This is a genomic window from Streptomyces pimonensis (assembly GCF_041380215.1).
Taxonomy (GTDB): Bacteria; Actinomycetota; Actinomycetes; order Streptomycetales; family Streptomycetaceae; genus Streptomyces; species Streptomyces pimonensis.
In genome coordinates, this window is sequence record NZ_JAHWZY010000007.1 from 19,809 (window position 1) to 35,014 (window position 15,206).

General features: G+C 71.4%; 14 protein-coding genes. 1 reads left to right on the forward strand and 13 read right to left on the reverse strand.

The window, feature by feature from the left end:
• Nucleotides 1–18: 18 nt before the first annotated feature.
• The 9 genes from KYY02_RS09075 to pyrR all read right to left on the reverse strand — a co-directional run bounded on the left by KYY02_RS09075 (nt 19) and on the right by pyrR (nt 10,661).
• Nucleotides 19–342 (reverse strand): integration host factor, encoded by a 324-nt coding sequence (locus tag KYY02_RS09075; protein ID WP_003977346.1) that lies wholly within the window; start codon nt 340–342, stop codon nt 19–21.
• 256 nt (nt 343–598) lie between these two features.
• Nucleotides 599–1,444 carry an orotidine-5'-phosphate decarboxylase gene (gene pyrF / locus KYY02_RS09080; protein ID WP_371237141.1) on the reverse strand — a complete coding sequence of 282 codons (846 nt, stop codon included), beginning with the start codon at nt 1,442–1,444 and terminating at the stop codon, nt 599–601.
• Nucleotides 1,441–2,547 (reverse strand): quinone-dependent dihydroorotate dehydrogenase, encoded by a 1,107-nt coding sequence (locus tag KYY02_RS09085; RefSeq protein ID WP_371237142.1) that lies wholly within the window; start codon nt 2,545–2,547, stop codon nt 1,441–1,443. Before KYY02_RS09085 ends, pyrF begins: the two co-directional genes overlap by 4 nt.
• A gap of 54 nt (nt 2,548–2,601) precedes the next feature.
• Complete coding sequence (carB, locus tag KYY02_RS09090; protein ID WP_371237144.1) at nt 2,602–5,919, reverse strand: carbamoyl-phosphate synthase large subunit; 3,318 nt, start codon at nt 5,917–5,919, stop codon at nt 2,602–2,604.
• Nucleotides 5,912–7,069: a glutamine-hydrolyzing carbamoyl-phosphate synthase small subunit gene (gene carA / locus KYY02_RS09095; protein ID WP_371237145.1), complete on the reverse strand. Its 1,158-nt coding sequence runs from the start codon at nt 7,067–7,069 to the stop codon at nt 5,912–5,914. Before carA ends, carB begins: the two co-directional genes overlap by 8 nt.
• The gene (locus tag KYY02_RS09100) at nt 7,066–7,680 is read right to left on the reverse strand and encodes a PH-like domain-containing protein (RefSeq protein ID WP_371237147.1); all 615 of its coding nucleotides are present in this window, start codon (nt 7,678–7,680) and stop codon (nt 7,066–7,068) included. The genes carA and KYY02_RS09100 overlap by 4 nt, the downstream gene beginning before the upstream one ends.
• Nucleotides 7,677–8,963: a dihydroorotase gene (locus KYY02_RS09105; protein WP_371237149.1), complete on the reverse strand. Its 1,287-nt coding sequence runs from the start codon at nt 8,961–8,963 to the stop codon at nt 7,677–7,679. Before KYY02_RS09105 ends, KYY02_RS09100 begins: the two co-directional genes overlap by 4 nt.
• Nucleotides 8,964–8,968: 5 nt before the next feature.
• Nucleotides 8,969–9,991 (reverse strand): aspartate carbamoyltransferase catalytic subunit, encoded by a 1,023-nt coding sequence (locus KYY02_RS09110; RefSeq protein ID WP_371237150.1) that lies wholly within the window; start codon nt 9,989–9,991, stop codon nt 8,969–8,971.
• A 103-nt stretch (nt 9,992–10,094) separates the two neighbouring features.
• Nucleotides 10,095–10,661 carry a bifunctional pyr operon transcriptional regulator/uracil phosphoribosyltransferase PyrR gene (gene pyrR / locus KYY02_RS09115; RefSeq protein WP_371237151.1) on the reverse strand — a complete coding sequence of 189 codons (567 nt, stop codon included), beginning with the start codon at nt 10,659–10,661 and terminating at the stop codon, nt 10,095–10,097.
• A gap of 264 nt (nt 10,662–10,925) precedes the next feature.
• Here pyrR and bldD point away from each other — a divergent pair, with 264 nt between their 5' ends.
• Nucleotides 10,926–11,429 (forward strand): transcriptional regulator BldD, encoded by a 504-nt coding sequence (bldD, locus tag KYY02_RS09120; RefSeq protein ID WP_019984640.1) that lies wholly within the window; start codon nt 10,926–10,928, stop codon nt 11,427–11,429.
• A gap of 161 nt (nt 11,430–11,590) precedes the next feature.
• Here the strand turns inward: bldD and nusB are convergent, their stop codons facing one another.
• The 4 genes from nusB to KYY02_RS09140 form a co-directional block, all read right to left on the reverse strand.
• Nucleotides 11,591–12,019 (reverse strand): transcription antitermination factor NusB, encoded by a 429-nt coding sequence (gene nusB, locus KYY02_RS09125; RefSeq protein ID WP_371237153.1) that lies wholly within the window; start codon nt 12,017–12,019, stop codon nt 11,591–11,593.
• A 2-nt stretch (nt 12,020–12,021) separates the two neighbouring features.
• Entirely contained in the window at nt 12,022–12,588 is a 567-nt protein-coding gene (efp, locus tag KYY02_RS09130) for an elongation factor P (RefSeq protein ID WP_371237154.1), read from the reverse strand.
• Between the two features lie 70 nt (nt 12,589–12,658).
• Complete coding sequence (locus KYY02_RS09135) at nt 12,659–13,765, reverse strand: aminopeptidase P family protein (RefSeq protein WP_371237155.1); 1,107 nt, start codon at nt 13,763–13,765, stop codon at nt 12,659–12,661.
• Between the two features lie 522 nt (nt 13,766–14,287).
• A complete protein-coding gene (locus tag KYY02_RS09140) occupies nt 14,288–15,145 on the reverse strand; it encodes a Pro-rich N-terminal domain-containing protein (RefSeq protein WP_371237157.1) in 858 nt (285 codons plus the stop codon).
• Between the last annotated feature and the right edge of the window lie 61 nt (nt 15,146–15,206).

Sequence of the window (15,206 nt, forward strand, 5' to 3'; positions counted from 1 at the left end):
CCCCGGACCGCCCCGTGCTCAGGAGCCGGTGCTGCCGAACTCGCGCTCCAGGGAGGCGATCTGGTTGGAACCGAGACCACGCACGCGGCGGCTCTCGGAGATGCCCAGTCGCTCCATGATCTGCTTGGCGCGGACCTTGCCCACGCCCGGCAGAGACTCCAGCAGGGCGGAGACCTTCATCTTGCCGATGACGTCGTTCTCCTGGCCCTGCTTGATGACCTCGTGGAGGGAGGCGCCGGAGTGCTTGAGTCGATTCTTGACCTCGGCCCGCTCCCGGCGAGCCGCGGCGGCCTTTTCGAGCGCGGCTGCGCGCTGTTCAGGGGTAAGGGGCGGAAGAGCCACGCCTACGTCACCTCGGATGTCGAACTGTCGGATACGGACCGGTGAGGAACCTAGTCGCCCCACACCAAGGGAGCCACGAGCAACACACGCGCCCGTTCACTCTCCGTCGGAGACTAGCGGCCAACTCCGCCGGAGTCAGCGAGAACTGCGGAAAAGTCCTGGTCAGCCTCCGCCAGGCCGGGCATTTAGGACATAATTCCCTGGATTTGAGGATGCATCCAGGGGCCGGCGACCACGGATTCCCTCGTCGGCCGGTTCAGACCGACGCCACCGCGGCCCTGACCTCCTCCGCGAACCGCTCCGCGGCGTCACGCAGAGCGACCGCGTCGGGACCGTGGCGCAACACTCCCCGGCTGACGTTCGGCACGACGTTGCGCACCGCGCCGCCGAAGACCGCCGGGAGATCGGCCGCCGTCGCGCCCTGCGCGCCGATACCGGGCGCGAGGATCGGCCCGCCCATGTCCAAGTCGTACGAGGAGAGGTCGCCGAGCGTCGCGCCGACCACCGCGCCGAAGGACCCCAGCGGTTCCTCGCCGGCGTTCTCGACGGCCAGGTGCCCGAGCACGGTCGCTCCGACGGTACGCCCGTCGGCGCGGATCGCGTGCTGCACCTCGCCGCCCTCCGGGTTGGACGTCAGCGCCAGCACGAACAGGCCGGTGCCGGTCTCCCGGGCCAGCGCGACGGCCGGGCTGAGCGAGCCGTAGCCGAGGTACGGCGAGACGGTGAGGGCGTCGGAGAACAGCGGTGCGTCCCTGTGCAGGAAGGACTCGGCGTAGGCGGCCATGGTGGAACCGATGTCGCCGCGCTTGGCGTCCATGACGACCAGCGCCCCGGCCTCCCGCGCCTCGCGCACCGTCGTCTCCAGCACGGCGACCCCGCGCGAGCCGAAGCGCTCGAAGAAGGCGCTCTGCGGCTTGAGCACGGCGACCCGGTCGGCGACCGCCTCGACGACCGTGCGGCTGAACCGCTCAAGGCCCGTGACGTCGTCGCTCAGGCCCCACTCGGCGAGCAGGGAGGCGTGCGGGTCGATGCCCACGCACAGCGGGCCCCGCTCGTCCATCGCGCGGCGCAGCCGCGCTCCGAAGGGTTCCGGACCGGTCATGCCGTCGTCCTCACGTCGGCGCCCACCGCGTCGGCGAGCGTGGCGTACGGGCTGGTGCGCAGCCGCGCGGCGAGCCCCTTGTGCATGGCGCGGCCCCAGAAGGGGCCCTCGTAGACGAAGGCGCTGTAGCCCTGGACCAGCGTGGCACCGGCCAGGATGCGCTGCCAGGCGTCCTCGGCGTTCTCGATGCCGCCGACGCCGATCAGGGTGATCCGGTCGCCCACGCGCGCGTAGAGACGGCGCAGCACGTCCAGGGAGCGTGCCTTGAGGGGGGCACCGGAGAGGCCGCCGGTCTCCCGGACGAGAGCGGGCGAGGACGTCGGTCCGAGCCCCTCGCGCGCGATGGTGGTGTTGGTGGCGATGATCCCGTCCAGGCCGAGTTCCACGGCGAGGTCGGCGACCGCGTCGACGTCCTCGTCGGCGAGGTCCGGGGCGATCTTCACCAGCAGCGGCACCCGGCGGGCCGGAACGGACCGGTCGGCGGCCTCGCGGACGGCGGCGAGCAGCGGGCGCAGGTGGTCCACGGCCTGGAGGTCGCGCAGTCCGGGCGTGTTCGGGGAGGAGACGTTGACGACCAGGTAGTCGGCGTACGGCGCCAGCCGCTCGGCGGACTTCACGTAGTCGGCGACGGCCTCGTCCTCGGGGACGGCCTTGGTCTTGCCGATGTTGACGCCGACGACCGTCCTGAAGACGGGTGTCCGGGAGGCCAGGCGTGCCGCGACGGCGAGCGAGCCCTCGTTGTTGAAGCCCATGCGGTTGATCAGCGCCCGGTCCGCGACCAGGCGGAACAGCCGCTTCCCGGGGTTGCCGGGCTGCGGTTCCCCGGTCACCGTGCCGATCTCGACGTGGTCGAAGCCGAGCATCGCCAGGCCGTCGATCCCTACGGCGTTCTTGTCGAAGCCGGCGGCGAGGCCGAAGGGGCTGTGCAGGCGCAGCCCGAGCGCCTCGGTGCGCAGCTCCTCGTGGCGGGGGGCGAGCACCGCGGCGGCGAAGGTGCGCAGGCCGGGCACGCGCGCGACCAGACGGATCCAGCGGAAGGCCAGGTGGTGGGCCTGCTCCGGGTCCATCCGCTGGAAGAGCAGGGTGAAGAGAGTCTTGTACATGGTGTCCTCATGAGGAGGGGGACACCGTTTCCGGTGTCCCCCTGGGGGCTGCTGCTAGTCGCGGGCCGCGGTCAGGCGTTCCGCGTGTTCCTGCAGTGAGCGGACGCCCACGTCGCCGCGGTTGAGCGCGTCGATCCCCTGGACGGCGGCGGCGAGCGCCTGGACCGTCGTCAGACAGGGTACGGACCGGGCCACCGCCGCCGTACGGATGTCGTAGCCGTCGAGGCGGCCACCGGTGCCGTACGGGGTGTTGACGATGAGGTCGACCTCTCCGTCGTGGATGAGCTGGACGATGGTCTTCTCGCCGTTCGGGCCGGTGCCCTCGGACTGCTTGCGCACCACGGTGGCGTTGATGCCGTTGCGCTTGAGGACCTCGGCGGTGCCGGAGGTGGCCAGCAGCTCGAAGCCGTGCGCCACCAGCTCCCGCGCGGGGAAGATCATCGAGCGCTTGTCGCGGTTGGCGACCGAGATGAACGCGCGTCCCCTGGTCGGCAGCGGGCCGTAGGCGCCCGCCTGCGACTTGGCGTACGCCGTGCCGAAGACGGAGTCGATGCCCATGACCTCGCCGGTGGAGCGCATCTCCGGGCCGAGGACGGTGTCGACGCCGCGGCCGTGGATGTCCCGGAAGCGGGACCACGGCAGCACGGCCTCCTTGACGGAGATCGGCGCGTCCAGCGGCAGCTCGCCGCCGTCGCCGTTCGCCGGGAGCAGCCCCTCGGCGCGCAGCTCGGCGACGGTGGAGCCCAGCGAGATCCGCGCGGCGGCCTTCGCCAGCGGCACCGCGGTCGCCTTCGAGGTGAAGGGGACGGTGCGCGAGGCGCGCGGGTTGGCCTCCAGGACGTAGAGGATGTCCCCGGAGAGCGCGAACTGGATGTTGATCAGGCCGCGCACGCCGACACCTCGTGCGATGGCCTCCGTGGAGGCGCGCAGCCGCTTGATGTCGAAGCCGCCCAGGGTGATCGGGGGCAGGGCGCACGCCGAGTCGCCGGAGTGGATGCCGGCCTCCTCGATGTGCTCCATGACGCCGCCGAGGTAGAGCTCCTCGCCGTCGTACAGGGCGTCCACGTCGATCTCTATGGCGTCGTCGAGGAAGCGGTCGACGAGCACCGGCCGGGAGGGGCCGATCTCGGTCGACTCGGCGATGTAGGACTCCAGCCGGGTCTCGTCGTAGACGATCTCCATGCCGCGCCCGCCGAGCACGTAGGACGGGCGGACGAGGACCGGGTAGCCGATCTCGTCGGCGATGGCCTTGGCCTCGGCGAAGGTGGTGGCGGTGCCGTGCTTGGGGGCCGGCAGCCCGGCCTCCTTGAGGACCCGGCCGAAGGCGCCGCGGTCCTCGGCGGCGTGGATGGCCTCCGGGGGGGTTCCGACGATCGGGACGCCGTTGTCCTTCAGCGCCTGCGCCAGACCGAGCGGGGTCTGGCCGCCGAGCTGGACGATCACGCCCGCGACCGGTCCGGCCTGCTGTTCGGCGTGGACGATCTCCAGGACGTCCTCCAGGGTGAGCGGCTCGAAGTAGAGCCGGTCGGAGGTGTCGTAGTCGGTGGAGACGGTCTCCGGGTTGCAGTTGACCATCACGGTCTCGTAGCCGGCGTCACGGAGCGCGAAGGAGGCGTGGACGCAGGAGTAGTCGAACTCGATGCCCTGGCCGATGCGGTTCGGACCGGAGCCCAGGATGATCACCGCGGGCTTCTCGCGGGACGCGACCTCGGTCTCCTCGTCGTAGGAGGAGTAGAAGTACGGCGTCTTCGCGGCGAACTCGGCGGCGCAGGTGTCGACCGTCTTGTAGACCGGGCGGATGCCCAGCGCGTGCCGGACCTCGCGGACGACGTCCTCGCGCAGGCCCCGGATCTCGCCGATCTGCTGGTCGGAGAAGCCGTGCCGCTTGGCCTCGGCGAGCAGGTCGGCGGTCAGCTCGGGCGCGGTGGCCAGCTCGTCGGCGATCTCCTTGATCAGGAAGAGCTGGTCGACGAACCAGGGGTCGATCTTCGTGGCGTCGAAGACCTCCTCGGGGGTGGCGCCCGCGCGGATGGCCTTCATGACCTCGTTGATCCGGCCGTCGGTGGGGCGGACCGCCTCGCGCAGCAGCTCCTCCTTGCCCGTGGCGGAGCCGGGCTCGCCGACGAAGGTGAACTGGCTGCCCTTCTTCTCCAGCGAGCGCAGCGCCTTCTGGAAGGCCTCGGTGAAGTTGCGGCCGATGGCCATGGCCTCGCCGACCGACTTCATGGTGGTCGTGAGGGTGGAGTCCGCGCTCGGGAACTTCTCGAAGGCGAACCGGGGCACCTTCACGACCACGTAGTCGAGCGTCGGCTCGAAGGAGGCCGGGGTCTCCTGCGTGATGTCGTTCGGGATCTCGTCCAGGGTGTAGCCGACGGCCAGCTTGGCGGCGATCTTGGCGATCGGGAAGCCGGTCGCCTTGGAGGCGAGCGCCGAGGAGCGCGAGACGCGCGGGTTCATCTCGATGACAATGACCCGGCCGTCCTCGGGGTCGACCGCGAACTGGATGTTGCAGCCGCCGGTGTCGACGCCGACCTCGCGGATGATCGCGATGCCGACGTCGCGCAGCACCTGGTACTCGCGGTCGGTCAGCGTCATCGCGGGCGCGACGGTGATCGAGTCGCCGGTGTGCACGCCCATGGGGTCGAAGTTCTCGATGGAGCAGACGACCACGACGTTGTCGTTCTTGTCGCGCATCAGCTCCAGCTCGTACTCCTTCCAGCCGAGGATGGACTCCTCCAGGAGCACCTCGGTGGTCGGCGAGAGGGCGAGGCCCTGCCCGGCGATGCGGCGCAGCTCCTCCTCGTCGTGCGCGAAGCCGGAGCCGGCGCCGCCCATGGTGAAGGACGGGCGGACGACGACCGGGTAGCCGCCGAGCGCCTCGACGCCCTTGAGGACGTCGTCCATGGAGTGGCAGATGTGGGACCGGGCGGACTCGCCGTGGCCGGTCTTCCTGCGGACCTCCTCCACGACCTCCTTGAACAGGTCGCGGTCCTCGCCCTTGTGGATCGCCTCCACGTTGGCGCCGATCAGCTCGACGCCGTACTTCTCCAGGACGCCGTTGCCGTGCAGGGAGATCGCGGTGTTGAGCGCCGTCTGGCCGCCCAGGGTGGGCAGCAGCGCGTCGGGCCGCTCCTTGGCGATGATCTTCTCGACGAACTCCGGGGTGATCGGCTCGACGTAGGTGGCGTCGGCGATCTCCGGGTCGGTCATGATCGTCGCCGGGTTGGAGTTCACCAGAACGACGCGCAGGCCCTCGGCCTTGAGCACGCGGCACGCCTGGGTGCCGGAGTAGTCGAACTCGGCGGCCTGGCCGATGACGATCGGGCCGGAGCCGATGACCAGGACGGACTGGATATCGGTGCGCTTAGGCACGCTGGCCCTCCATCGGGACTGTGCTCATCAAAGACGTGAAGCGGTCGAACAGGTAGGCGGCGTCGTGCGGGCCGGCCGCCGCCTCGGGGTGGTACTGGACGCTGAAGGCCGGCTTGTCGAGCAGCTGGAGGCCCTCCACCACGTTGTCGTTCAGGCAGACGTGGGACACCTCGGCGCGGCCGAACGGGGTGTCGGAGACCTTGTCGAGCGGGGCGTCGACGGCGAAGCCGTGGTTGTGCGCGGTGACCTCCACCTTGCCGGTCGTGCGGTCCTGCACCGGCTGGTTGATGCCGCGGTGGCCGTACTTCAGCTTGTAGGTGCCGAAGCCGAGGGCGCGGCCCAGGATCTGGTTGCCGAAGCAGATGCCGAACAGCGGGGTACCACGCTCCAGGACCGCCTGCATCAGGGCGACCGGGTGGTCGGCGGTGGCGGGGTCGCCGGGGCCGTTGGAGAAGAACACGCCGTCCGGGTTCACGGCGTAGACGTCGTCCACGGTCGCCGTGGCCGGCAGGACGTGCACCTCGATGCCGCGTTCGGCCATGCGCTGCGGGGTCATGCCCTTGATGCCGAGGTCGACGGCGGCGACGGTGAACTTCTTCTCGCCGATCGCGGGGACCACGTACGGCTCGGCGGTGGCGACCTCGGCGGAGAGGTCGGCGCCCTTCATCTCGGGCGCCTCCTGGACGCGGGCCAGCAGTGCGGCGTCGTCGCGCACGGCGTCGCCGCTGAAGATGCCGACGCGCATGGCGCCGCGCTCGCGCAGGTGCCGGGTGAGGGCGCGGGTGTCGATGCCGCTGATGCCGACGACGCCCTGCGCGGCGAGCTCCTCGTCCAGCGTGCGCGTCGAGCGCCAGCTGGAGGGCACACGCGCGGGGTCGCGCACGACGTAGCCGGAGACCCAGATCTTCTTGGACTCCATGTCCTCGTCGTTGACGCCGGTGTTGCCGACGTGCGGGGCGGTCATCACCACGACCTGGCGGTGGTACGACGGGTCGGTGAGGGTCTCCTGGTAGCCGGTCATGCCGGTGGAGAACACCGCTTCGCCGAAGGTCTCCCCCACCGCCCCGTAGGCACGGCCGCGGAAGATCCGGCCGTCCTCCAGAACGAGTACGGCGGGAACCCTGGTGGTTCCCCTGGTGGAGGTCGTCATCGTGCGCCTTCCGTCTTGTCGATCATCTGGTTCAGGGCCTCGGCCCATTCGTTGTGCTCGGCCGCGTGGTCGGAGCGGAAGCCGGAGTCGATCTGCCGCTCGCCGTGCGTCCAGGTGACGACGAGCAGGCCGCCCTCGGTGAGGACCTTGCCGGCGATGCCCTTGTCGAGCCGTGCCCCGCGCAACGCGTGGGCCGGGATGAAGAAGTCGTTCGCCCCGGGGCGTACGACGTCCAGCCCGGCGTCGGTGAGCGTGAGCTCGGCCCGGCTGCGGGTGCCCAGGCCGTGCGCCACGATGCGGTCGAGCCACTGGCCGGCGGTGGTGGAGCCGTGGTAGCGGCCGCTCATCGTCAGTCTCGCCTGGCCGGGGTCGTCCGGCATTCCGGGCAGCGGCGGCTTGCCGCCTCCGTCGGGGGCGGCGGCGGGCGACGGGCGTGAGGGCAGCTCGGGCAGGTCGCCCTGGAGCGTGCCGCGCCACTTCCAGCCCTCGCGCATCAGCCAGTAGACGAGCGCCACGAAGAGGGCGAGTCCGACGACCCAGCCGATCCGGGCGGCCCAGTCGGTCACTTCCGCCGATTCCTTCTCGGCGGCCAGCAGGAGTACAGGTGTCACGTGAGCCTCCCGTCGACGAGCGTGGCCTTGCCCCGCAGCCATGTGTGCGTGACACGGCCCGGCAGCTCGCGGCCCTCGTAGGGGGTGTTGCGGCTGCGCGAGGCGAAGCCCGCGGGGTCCACAGGGCCACGGTATGCCGAGTCGACGAGGGTGAGGTTGGCGGGCTCACCTGCCGAGACGGGACGGCCGTGGCCCTCGGCCCGTCCGATGCGCGCGGGCGTGAAGGACATGCGGTCGGCGACTCCGGCCCAGTCCAGCAGACCGGTGTCGACCATGGTCTCCTGCACCACTGACAACGCGGTCTCCAGGCCGACCATGCCCATGGCGGCGGCGGCCCACTCGCAGTCCTTGTCCTCGTGCGGGTGCGGGGCGTGGTCGGTGGCGACGATGTCGATCGTGCCGTCGGCGAGCGCCTCGCGCAGGGCCGTCACGTCCCGCTCGGTGCGCAGCGGCGGGTTGACCTTGTAGACCGGGTCGTACGAGCGGGCCAGCTCGTCGGTGAGGAGCAGGTGGTGCGGGGTGACCTCTGCGGTGACGCGGATGCCGCGGGACTTGGCCCAGCGGACGATCTCGACGCTGCCCGCGGTCGACAGGTGGCAGATGTGGACGCGGGAGCCGACGTGCCCGGCGAGCAGCACGTCCCGCGCGATGACCGACTCCTCGGCGACGGCCGGCCAGCCGCCGAGCCCCAGCTCGGCGGAGACGACGCCCTCGTTCATCTGGGCGCCCTCGGTCAGCCGCGGCTCCTGCGCGTGCTGGGCGACGACCCCGTCGAAGGCCTTCACGTACTCCAGGGCGCGACGCATGATCACGGCGTCGTGGACGCACTTGCCGTCGTCGGAGAAGACGGTGACGCCGGCCGCGGACTCGTGCATGGCTCCCAGTTCGGCGAGCTTCCGCCCCTCCAGACCGACGGTGACGGCGCCGACGGGCTGCACGTCGCAGTAGCCGGACTCCCGGCCGAGCCGCCAGACCTGCTCGACGACGCCGGCGGTGTCGGCGACCGGGAAGGTGTTGGCCATGGCGAAGACGTTGGTGTAGCCGCCGCCCGCCGCCGCGCGGGTGCCGGTCAGGACGGTCTCGGAGTCCTCGCGGCCGGGCTCGCGCAGGTGGGTGTGCAGGTCGACCAGGCCGGGCAGCAGGACCTTGCCGTCGGCCTCGACGACCTCCGCGCCCTCGGCGGGGAGCCCGGTGCCGACCCGGGCGATCGTCTCGCCGTCGATCAGGACGTCCTGCGGCTCGCCGCCGAGCACCTTCGCACCGCGGATCAGGATCTTGCTCATGGTTCTTACTTCTCCTCGGTGGTGCGGGGTTCGGAGGTGGGCCTCGTCGCGGGGGCGGTGGCGGGCGACGGGTGGGCGAGGGCGGGTTCGTTGCCGCCAAGGAGCAGGTACAGGACGGCCATCCGGATGGAGACGCCGTTGGCGACCTGTTCGATCACGGTGCAGCGGCCGGAGTCCGCGACCTCTGCGGTGATCTCCATACCGCGGACCATCGGGCCGGGATGCATCACGATGGCGTGCCCGGGCATCCGCGCCATCCGGTCGCCGTCGAGGCCGTAGCGGCGCGAGTACTCCCGCTCGGTGGGGAAGAACGCGGCGTTCATCCGCTCGCGCTGGACGCGCAGCATCATCACCGCGTCGGACTTGGTCAGCGTCGAGTCGAGGTCGTACGACACCTCGCAGGGCCAGGTGCCGACGCCGACCGGCAGCAGGGTCGGCGGGGCGACGAGGGTGACCTCGGCGCCGAGGGTGTGCAGCAGGTCGACGTTGGAGCGGGCGACCCTGCTGTGCAGGACGTCGCCGACGATCGTGATGCGCCGGCCGGACAGGTCCTGTCCGAGACCGGCGTCCCGGCCGACCAGCCGGCGCCGCATGGTGAAGGCGTCGAGGAGGGCCTGGGTGGGGTGCTGGTGGGTGCCGTCGCCCGCGTTGATGACGTGGGCGTCGATCCAGCCGGAGGTGGCCAGCCGGTACGGGGCCCCGGAGGCGCCGTGCCGGATGACCACGGCGTCGACGCCCATGGCCTCCAGGGTCTGGGCGGTGTCCTTCAGGGACTCGCCCTTGGAGACGCTGGAGCCCTTGGCGGTGAAGTTGATGACGTCCGCGGAGAGCCGCTTCTCCGCGGCCTCGAAGGAGATCCGGGTGCGGGTGGAGTCCTCGAAGAAGAGGTTGACCACGGTCCGGCCGCGCAGGGTCGGGAGTTTCTTGATCGGCCGGTCGGCGACCCGGGCCATCTCCTCGGCGGTGTCGAGGATCAGGACGGCGTCGTCGCGGGTGAGGTCGGCGGCCGAGATGAGATGACGCTGCATCTGTCAGGCTCCGTAAGGCAGTTCAATGTGGCGAAATCGGGCAGACGGGTACGCGCGTGGGCGTGCCGAGCCGGCGCGCGCCGTCGGCGTGCGCTCCGCGGTGCTACTGGGGGGCCCGCTTGGCGCCGAGCAGCACGGTGTCGCGACCGTCCTCCTCGGCGAGCAGGACCTTGACCGTCTCCCGCAGCGACGTGGGAAGGTTCTTGCCGACGTAGTCGGCGCGGATGGGCAGTTCGCGGTGGCCGCGGTCGACGAGCACGGCGAGCTGCACCGCGCGGGGGCGCCCGATGTCGTTCAGCGCGTCGAGGGCGGCGCGGATGGTGCGGCCGGAGAAGAGCACGTCGTCGACGAGGACGACCAGCCGGCCGTCGATGCCGTCACCGGGGATCTCGGTGCGGGCCAGCGCACGCGGCGGGTGCATGCGCAGGTCGTCGCGGTACATGGTGATGTCCAGCGAGCCGACCGGGACCTTGCGCTCGGTGATCTGCTCGAGCTTGGCGGCGAGCCGCCGGGCGAGGAAGACGCCTCGGGTCGGGATGCCGAGGAGCACCACGTCGTCGGCGCCCTTGGCGCGTTCGACGATCTCGTGGGCGATGCGGGTCAGTACCCGCGCGATGTCGGGGCCTTCGAGAACGGGCCGCGCATCGGACTGCGTGCTCTGCGTGTCCATGTGAAACGGACCTCCTTCTCCGCCTCACGGGACGGACCTTAAAGGACGTCGGATTGCGCCACCCAGGCTATCAGGTCGGGATCCACCCGGAGCGACACCCCCGATCACTCCAATGGCGCAGCCGATCTTCGCTACCACGGAAGAGCCGGTGTGGACCATCCGGCTTGACGCGCAAGAGTAACGCTGCGTAACCTCACAGTGAGTTACCAGCCGCGCGGCATGGAAATCAGCCAGAGCCGCGTCGACACAGTGCCGGGGAGCTATATGTCCAGCGAATACGCCAAACAGCTCGGGGCCAAGCTCCGGGCGATCCGCACCCAGCAGGGCCTTTCCCTCCACGGCGTCGAGGAGAAGTCCCAGGGCCGGTGGAAGGCGGTCGTGGTCGGTTCGTACGAGCGCGGCGACCGCGCCGTGACCGTGCAGCGCCTCGCGGAGCTGGCGGACTTCTACGGCGTCCCGGTGCAGGAGCTGCTGCCCGGTACGACCCCGGGCGGCGCCGCCGAGCCGCCCCCGAAGCTGGTCCTGGACCTGGAGCGGCTGGCCACGGTGCCGGCCGAGAAGGCGGGTCCGCTGCAGCGGTACGCGGCGACGATCCAGTCGCAGCGCGGTGACTACAACGGCAAGGTGCTCTCGATCCGCCAGGACGACCTGCGCACCCTCGCCGTCATCTACGACCAGTCGCCCTCGGTCCTCACCGAGCAGCTGATCAGCTGGGGCGTCCTGGATGCGGACGCCCGCCGCGCGGTGGCCGCGCACGAGGAGGCGTAACCGCTCCGCGGGTACGCAGAAACGTGCCGCCGGGGTGGCCGGAACCCATGGGTTCCGGCCACCCCGGCGGTTTTTCGTCAGCCGGCTGCTGTGGTCCCTTGTCGGCCGCGGGCCGTCGAGGGCCGAGCGCGCTGTTCCCCGCGCCCTCTACGGGGCGGCTCCTACTCCCGGCGCAAGGACGGCTTGAGCTCCTTGAGCCGGCCGAGCAGCCCGTTCACGAACGAGGGCGACTCGTCCGTCGAGAACTCCTTCGCCAGCTGCACCATCTCGTCGAGGACGACGGCGTCCGGGGTCTCGTCGACCCAGATCAGCTCGTAGGCGCCCAGCCGCAGAATGCTGCGGTCGACGACCGGCATCCGGTCGAGGGTCCAGCCGACCGAGTACTGGGCGAGCAGCTCGTCGATGCGCTTCGCGTGCTCCGCGTAGCCCTCGACGAGCTGCATCGTGTACTCGCTCACCGGCGGCTGCCGGGTGTCGGACCGGGCGTGCCGGACCCAGTCGGCGAGGACGGTCAGGACCTCGGCGCCGCGCTGGTCGCCCTCGAAGATGATCTGGAAGGCGCGTTTGCGGGCCGTGTTGCGGGCAGCCACGGTTAGCTGTTCACCCGGCCGAGGTAGTCGCTGGTACGGGTGTCGACCTTGATCTTCTCACCGGTGGTGATGAAGAGCGGCACCTGGATCTGGTGGCCGGTCTCCAGCGTGGCCGGCTTGGTGCCGCCGGTGGAGCGGTCGCCCTGGACGCCCGGCTCGGTCTCCTGGATCGTCAGCTCGACGGCGGCCGGGAGCTCGACGAAGAGCACCTCGCCCTCGTGCTGGGCGACGGTGGCGGTGAAGCCCTCGACGAGGAAGTTGGCGGCGTCGCCGACGGCCTTGCGCTCGACCATGAGCTGGTCGTAGGTCTCCATGTCCATGAAGACGAAGTAGTCGCCGTCCATGTAGGAGAACTGCATGTCGCGCTTGTCGACGGTGGCCGTTTCGACCTTGACGCCGGCGTTGAAGGTCTTGTCGACGACCTTGCCGGAGAGCACGTTCTTGAGCTTGGTGCGCACGAAGGCCGGGCCCTTGCCGGGCTTGACGTGCTGGAACTCGACGACGGACCAGAGCTGGCCGCCTTCGAGCTTGAGCACCATGCCGTTCTTGAGGTCGTTCGTGGAAGCCACGGTTGCGGAATCTCCTGGACTGGACTGACGTGGACGACGGCCGGGGCGTGCGCCTGCGCCCAGCTCAGGGCTAGAGCGCGAGCAGCTCCTTGGTCGTGATGGTGAGTAGCTCGGGTCCGCCGTCCGCCTCGGGGCGTACGACGAGCGTGTCATCGATCCGGACTCCGCCCCGGCCCGGGAGGTGGACCCCCGGTTCGACGGTGACCGGCACACAAGCGTCCAGTTTACCCATGGCCGAGGGGGCCAATTGAGGGTCCTCGTCGATTTCGAGTCCCACGCCGTGACCGGTGCGCTTGGGGAGCTCCTCGGCGTACCCGGCGGAATCCAGGACGTGGCGTGCCGCGCGGTCCACGTCACGGCAGGCTGCGCCGGGTACCAGGGACTCACGGCCGGCCCGCTGGGCGGAGAAGACGAGGTCGTACAGCTCGATCTGCCAGTCCGCGGGAGCTGTGCCGATGACGAACGTACGGCCGATCTCACAGCGGTAGCCGCGGTAGGTGGCGCCGAGGCAGACGGAGAGGAAGTCGCCCTCCTCGACGCGGCGGTCGGTGGGGCGGTGGCCGGGGCGGCCGGCGTTCGGACCGGTGGCGACGGAGGTGGGGAAGGCGGGGCCGTCGGCTCCGTGGTCGACCAGACGGCGCTCGAGTTCCAGGGCGAGGTGGCGTTCGGTGCGGCCGACGAGGATGGACTCCAGAAGTTCGCCGAGGGCCTGGTCGGTGATCTCCGCGCCGATCCGGAGGCAGGAGATCTCCTCCTCGTCCTTGACGATGCGGAGCTGTTCGACCGCGCAGCCGATGCCGGCGAGGCGGAGGCGGGGGGCGACGTCGCGGATCGCACGGTGGCGGCTCACGGTGAGGTGGTGCTCCTCGACGGCGAGGGAGTCCACGCCCTGGCCGACCGCGAGGCCGGCGGCCGTGACGGCGGCCTCGCCGCCGTCGCCGGGTACGACGTGCACACGCAGCGAGTCGTCGGGGGGGCCCTGCGGTGAGCGGTCGTCGGGTGGGCCGGCGCACACCAGCAGGTCCTCGGTTCTGCCCAGCAGCAGCACGGCGCCCTCGGGGGCGGCGCCGGTGAGGTAGCGCACGTTCGCGGGCCGGGACACCAGCGCCGCCGCACTGCCGCCCGCGTGGCAGCATTCCCGTAGCCGCGTCCGGCGGACCGCGTAGACCTCTGACATTCTTCGAGCGTAGGAGGGGCGGCCGGATGCCGCCGGTCGAGCGGGGCCGAGTGGGGGCTGCGGGAGCGCGTGGGGTCACGTCGCGGGGGCGGGGGCGCGGTGGTACGGCGAGGCCGCCGCGATCGGGCCCGTCCGGTGCTGTCACACGGAACGGGGCCGGGACCGGCTGAGCGGCGGCCTCCGCCGCACCCCGCTCCCGCGCATCGGCGCCCTGCGGGAGCGTCCTTCCCGGCTACGAGCAGTCATGCCACGCCACGCGGCTGCGGCAGTCAGTCGTGCCTCCCCCGCGCCTGAACGGCCTGGGAGGCGCCCCAGGGGCGGCACGGGTGGGCGGCGGGGCGCACCTCCCGCTCGGGCGCAGCCGGGAGCGACGGAGAAATCCCGCGGGCAGGTGACACTCCGGGCCCGCCGACCGGCGGGCGGTCGTGCCGCCCCAGTGCCTTGAGCCCCAGGTCTGCGCGCCCCGGTCGACGCCGGTTCCGGAGGCTGTCGCGGCGAGGGGCGGCTACCGGGGACCCTCGCTCACCACTGCGGAGGGCTCGCTATCGCGCGGGCCAGGACGTCGTCCAGGATGCGGGCCGTTTCCGGTATGTCCAGCTGGGAGTTGTCGATGATGGGGAGACCCGAGCCGTACCAGCCGGCCATACGGCCGTGGATACGGGCCACCTCCTCATCGGTGAGGCGGCGGTTGCCGGAGCGTTCGGCGTTGCGCTCCAGGACGATGTCCAGGCCCGGGAGGAGGACGACCGGCAACAGGCCGGGGCCCACGTGCCGCTTCCAGCCGCCGAGGCCGACGACGGGCCGGTCGGGGAAGACCGCGTCGTCGAGGATGCACGAGATCCCGTTGGCGAGGAAGTTGCGCGCCGCGAAGCCGCAGGTGCGGCGGGCCAGGCGGTACTGCGCCTCGGAGTTGTCGTTCCACCCGGACTGCGGGTCGGCGAACCCGGAGCGGACCCACTCGCGTACGTCGTCGAGGCTGATGTGGGCGGTCGGCACGCGTCGGTGGTCCGCCCAGTACTTGGCCACGCTCGTCTTGCCGGCGCCAGCGGGGCCTATGAGCAGCACCGCGAGGATCGTGCCTGCCGGGTCGGGTGCGGCGGGAGCCTGCGGCGGGCTGGGCATGACGACCGGGGCGCCGGGCGGCAGCGGTACGTGGCCGGTGGTGTCCGGCGGCGGGGGCATCGAGGCGTGCCGCGGGCCCGCGGGGGGCGGGGTGGGGCCGGGCGGGGGCGCGGGGTAGCCCGGTGCCGGCGGAGGCGCGGGCGCTGGGGCGGGGCCCGGGTGCTGGCCCGGGTGGTGTGCGGCCGGTGACCAGCCGACGGCCGGTCCGTGCCCCGGCTGATGGGGCGGCGGCAGCGGAGAACCCACTGCGTGCTGCATCCGGTGCCACTCCGTCTCGTACAGGCGATGGGGGCTGACGGCGGGAGGACCCGCGTGCTAC

Coding starts and splice junctions, on each gene's coding strand:
- pyrF (WP_371237141.1), bottom strand. CDS start 1,444: ATGACCGGTCCGGAACCCTTCGGAGCGCGGCTGCGCCGCGCGATGGAC.
- KYY02_RS09085 (WP_371237142.1), bottom strand. CDS start 2,547: ATGTACAAGACTCTCTTCACCCTGCTCTTCCAGCGGATGGACCCGGAG.
- carA (WP_371237145.1), bottom strand. CDS start 7,069: ATGACGACCTCCACCAGGGGAACCACCAGGGTTCCCGCCGTACTCGTT.
- KYY02_RS09105 (WP_371237149.1), bottom strand. CDS start 8,963: ATGAGCAAGATCCTGATCCGCGGTGCGAAGGTGCTCGGCGGCGAGCCG.
- KYY02_RS09110 (WP_371237150.1), bottom strand. CDS start 9,991: ATGCAGCGTCATCTCATCTCGGCCGCCGACCTCACCCGCGACGACGCC.
- pyrR (WP_371237151.1), bottom strand. CDS start 10,661: ATGGACACGCAGAGCACGCAGTCCGATGCGCGGCCCGTTCTCGAAGGC.
- bldD (WP_019984640.1), top strand. CDS start 10,926: ATGTCCAGCGAATACGCCAAACAGCTCGGGGCCAAGCTCCGGGCGATC.
- KYY02_RS09135 (WP_371237155.1), bottom strand. CDS start 13,765: ATGTCAGAGGTCTACGCGGTCCGCCGGACGCGGCTACGGGAATGCTGC.
- KYY02_RS09140 (WP_371237157.1), bottom strand. CDS start 15,145: ATGCAGCACGCAGTGGGTTCTCCGCTGCCGCCGCCCCATCAGCCGGGG.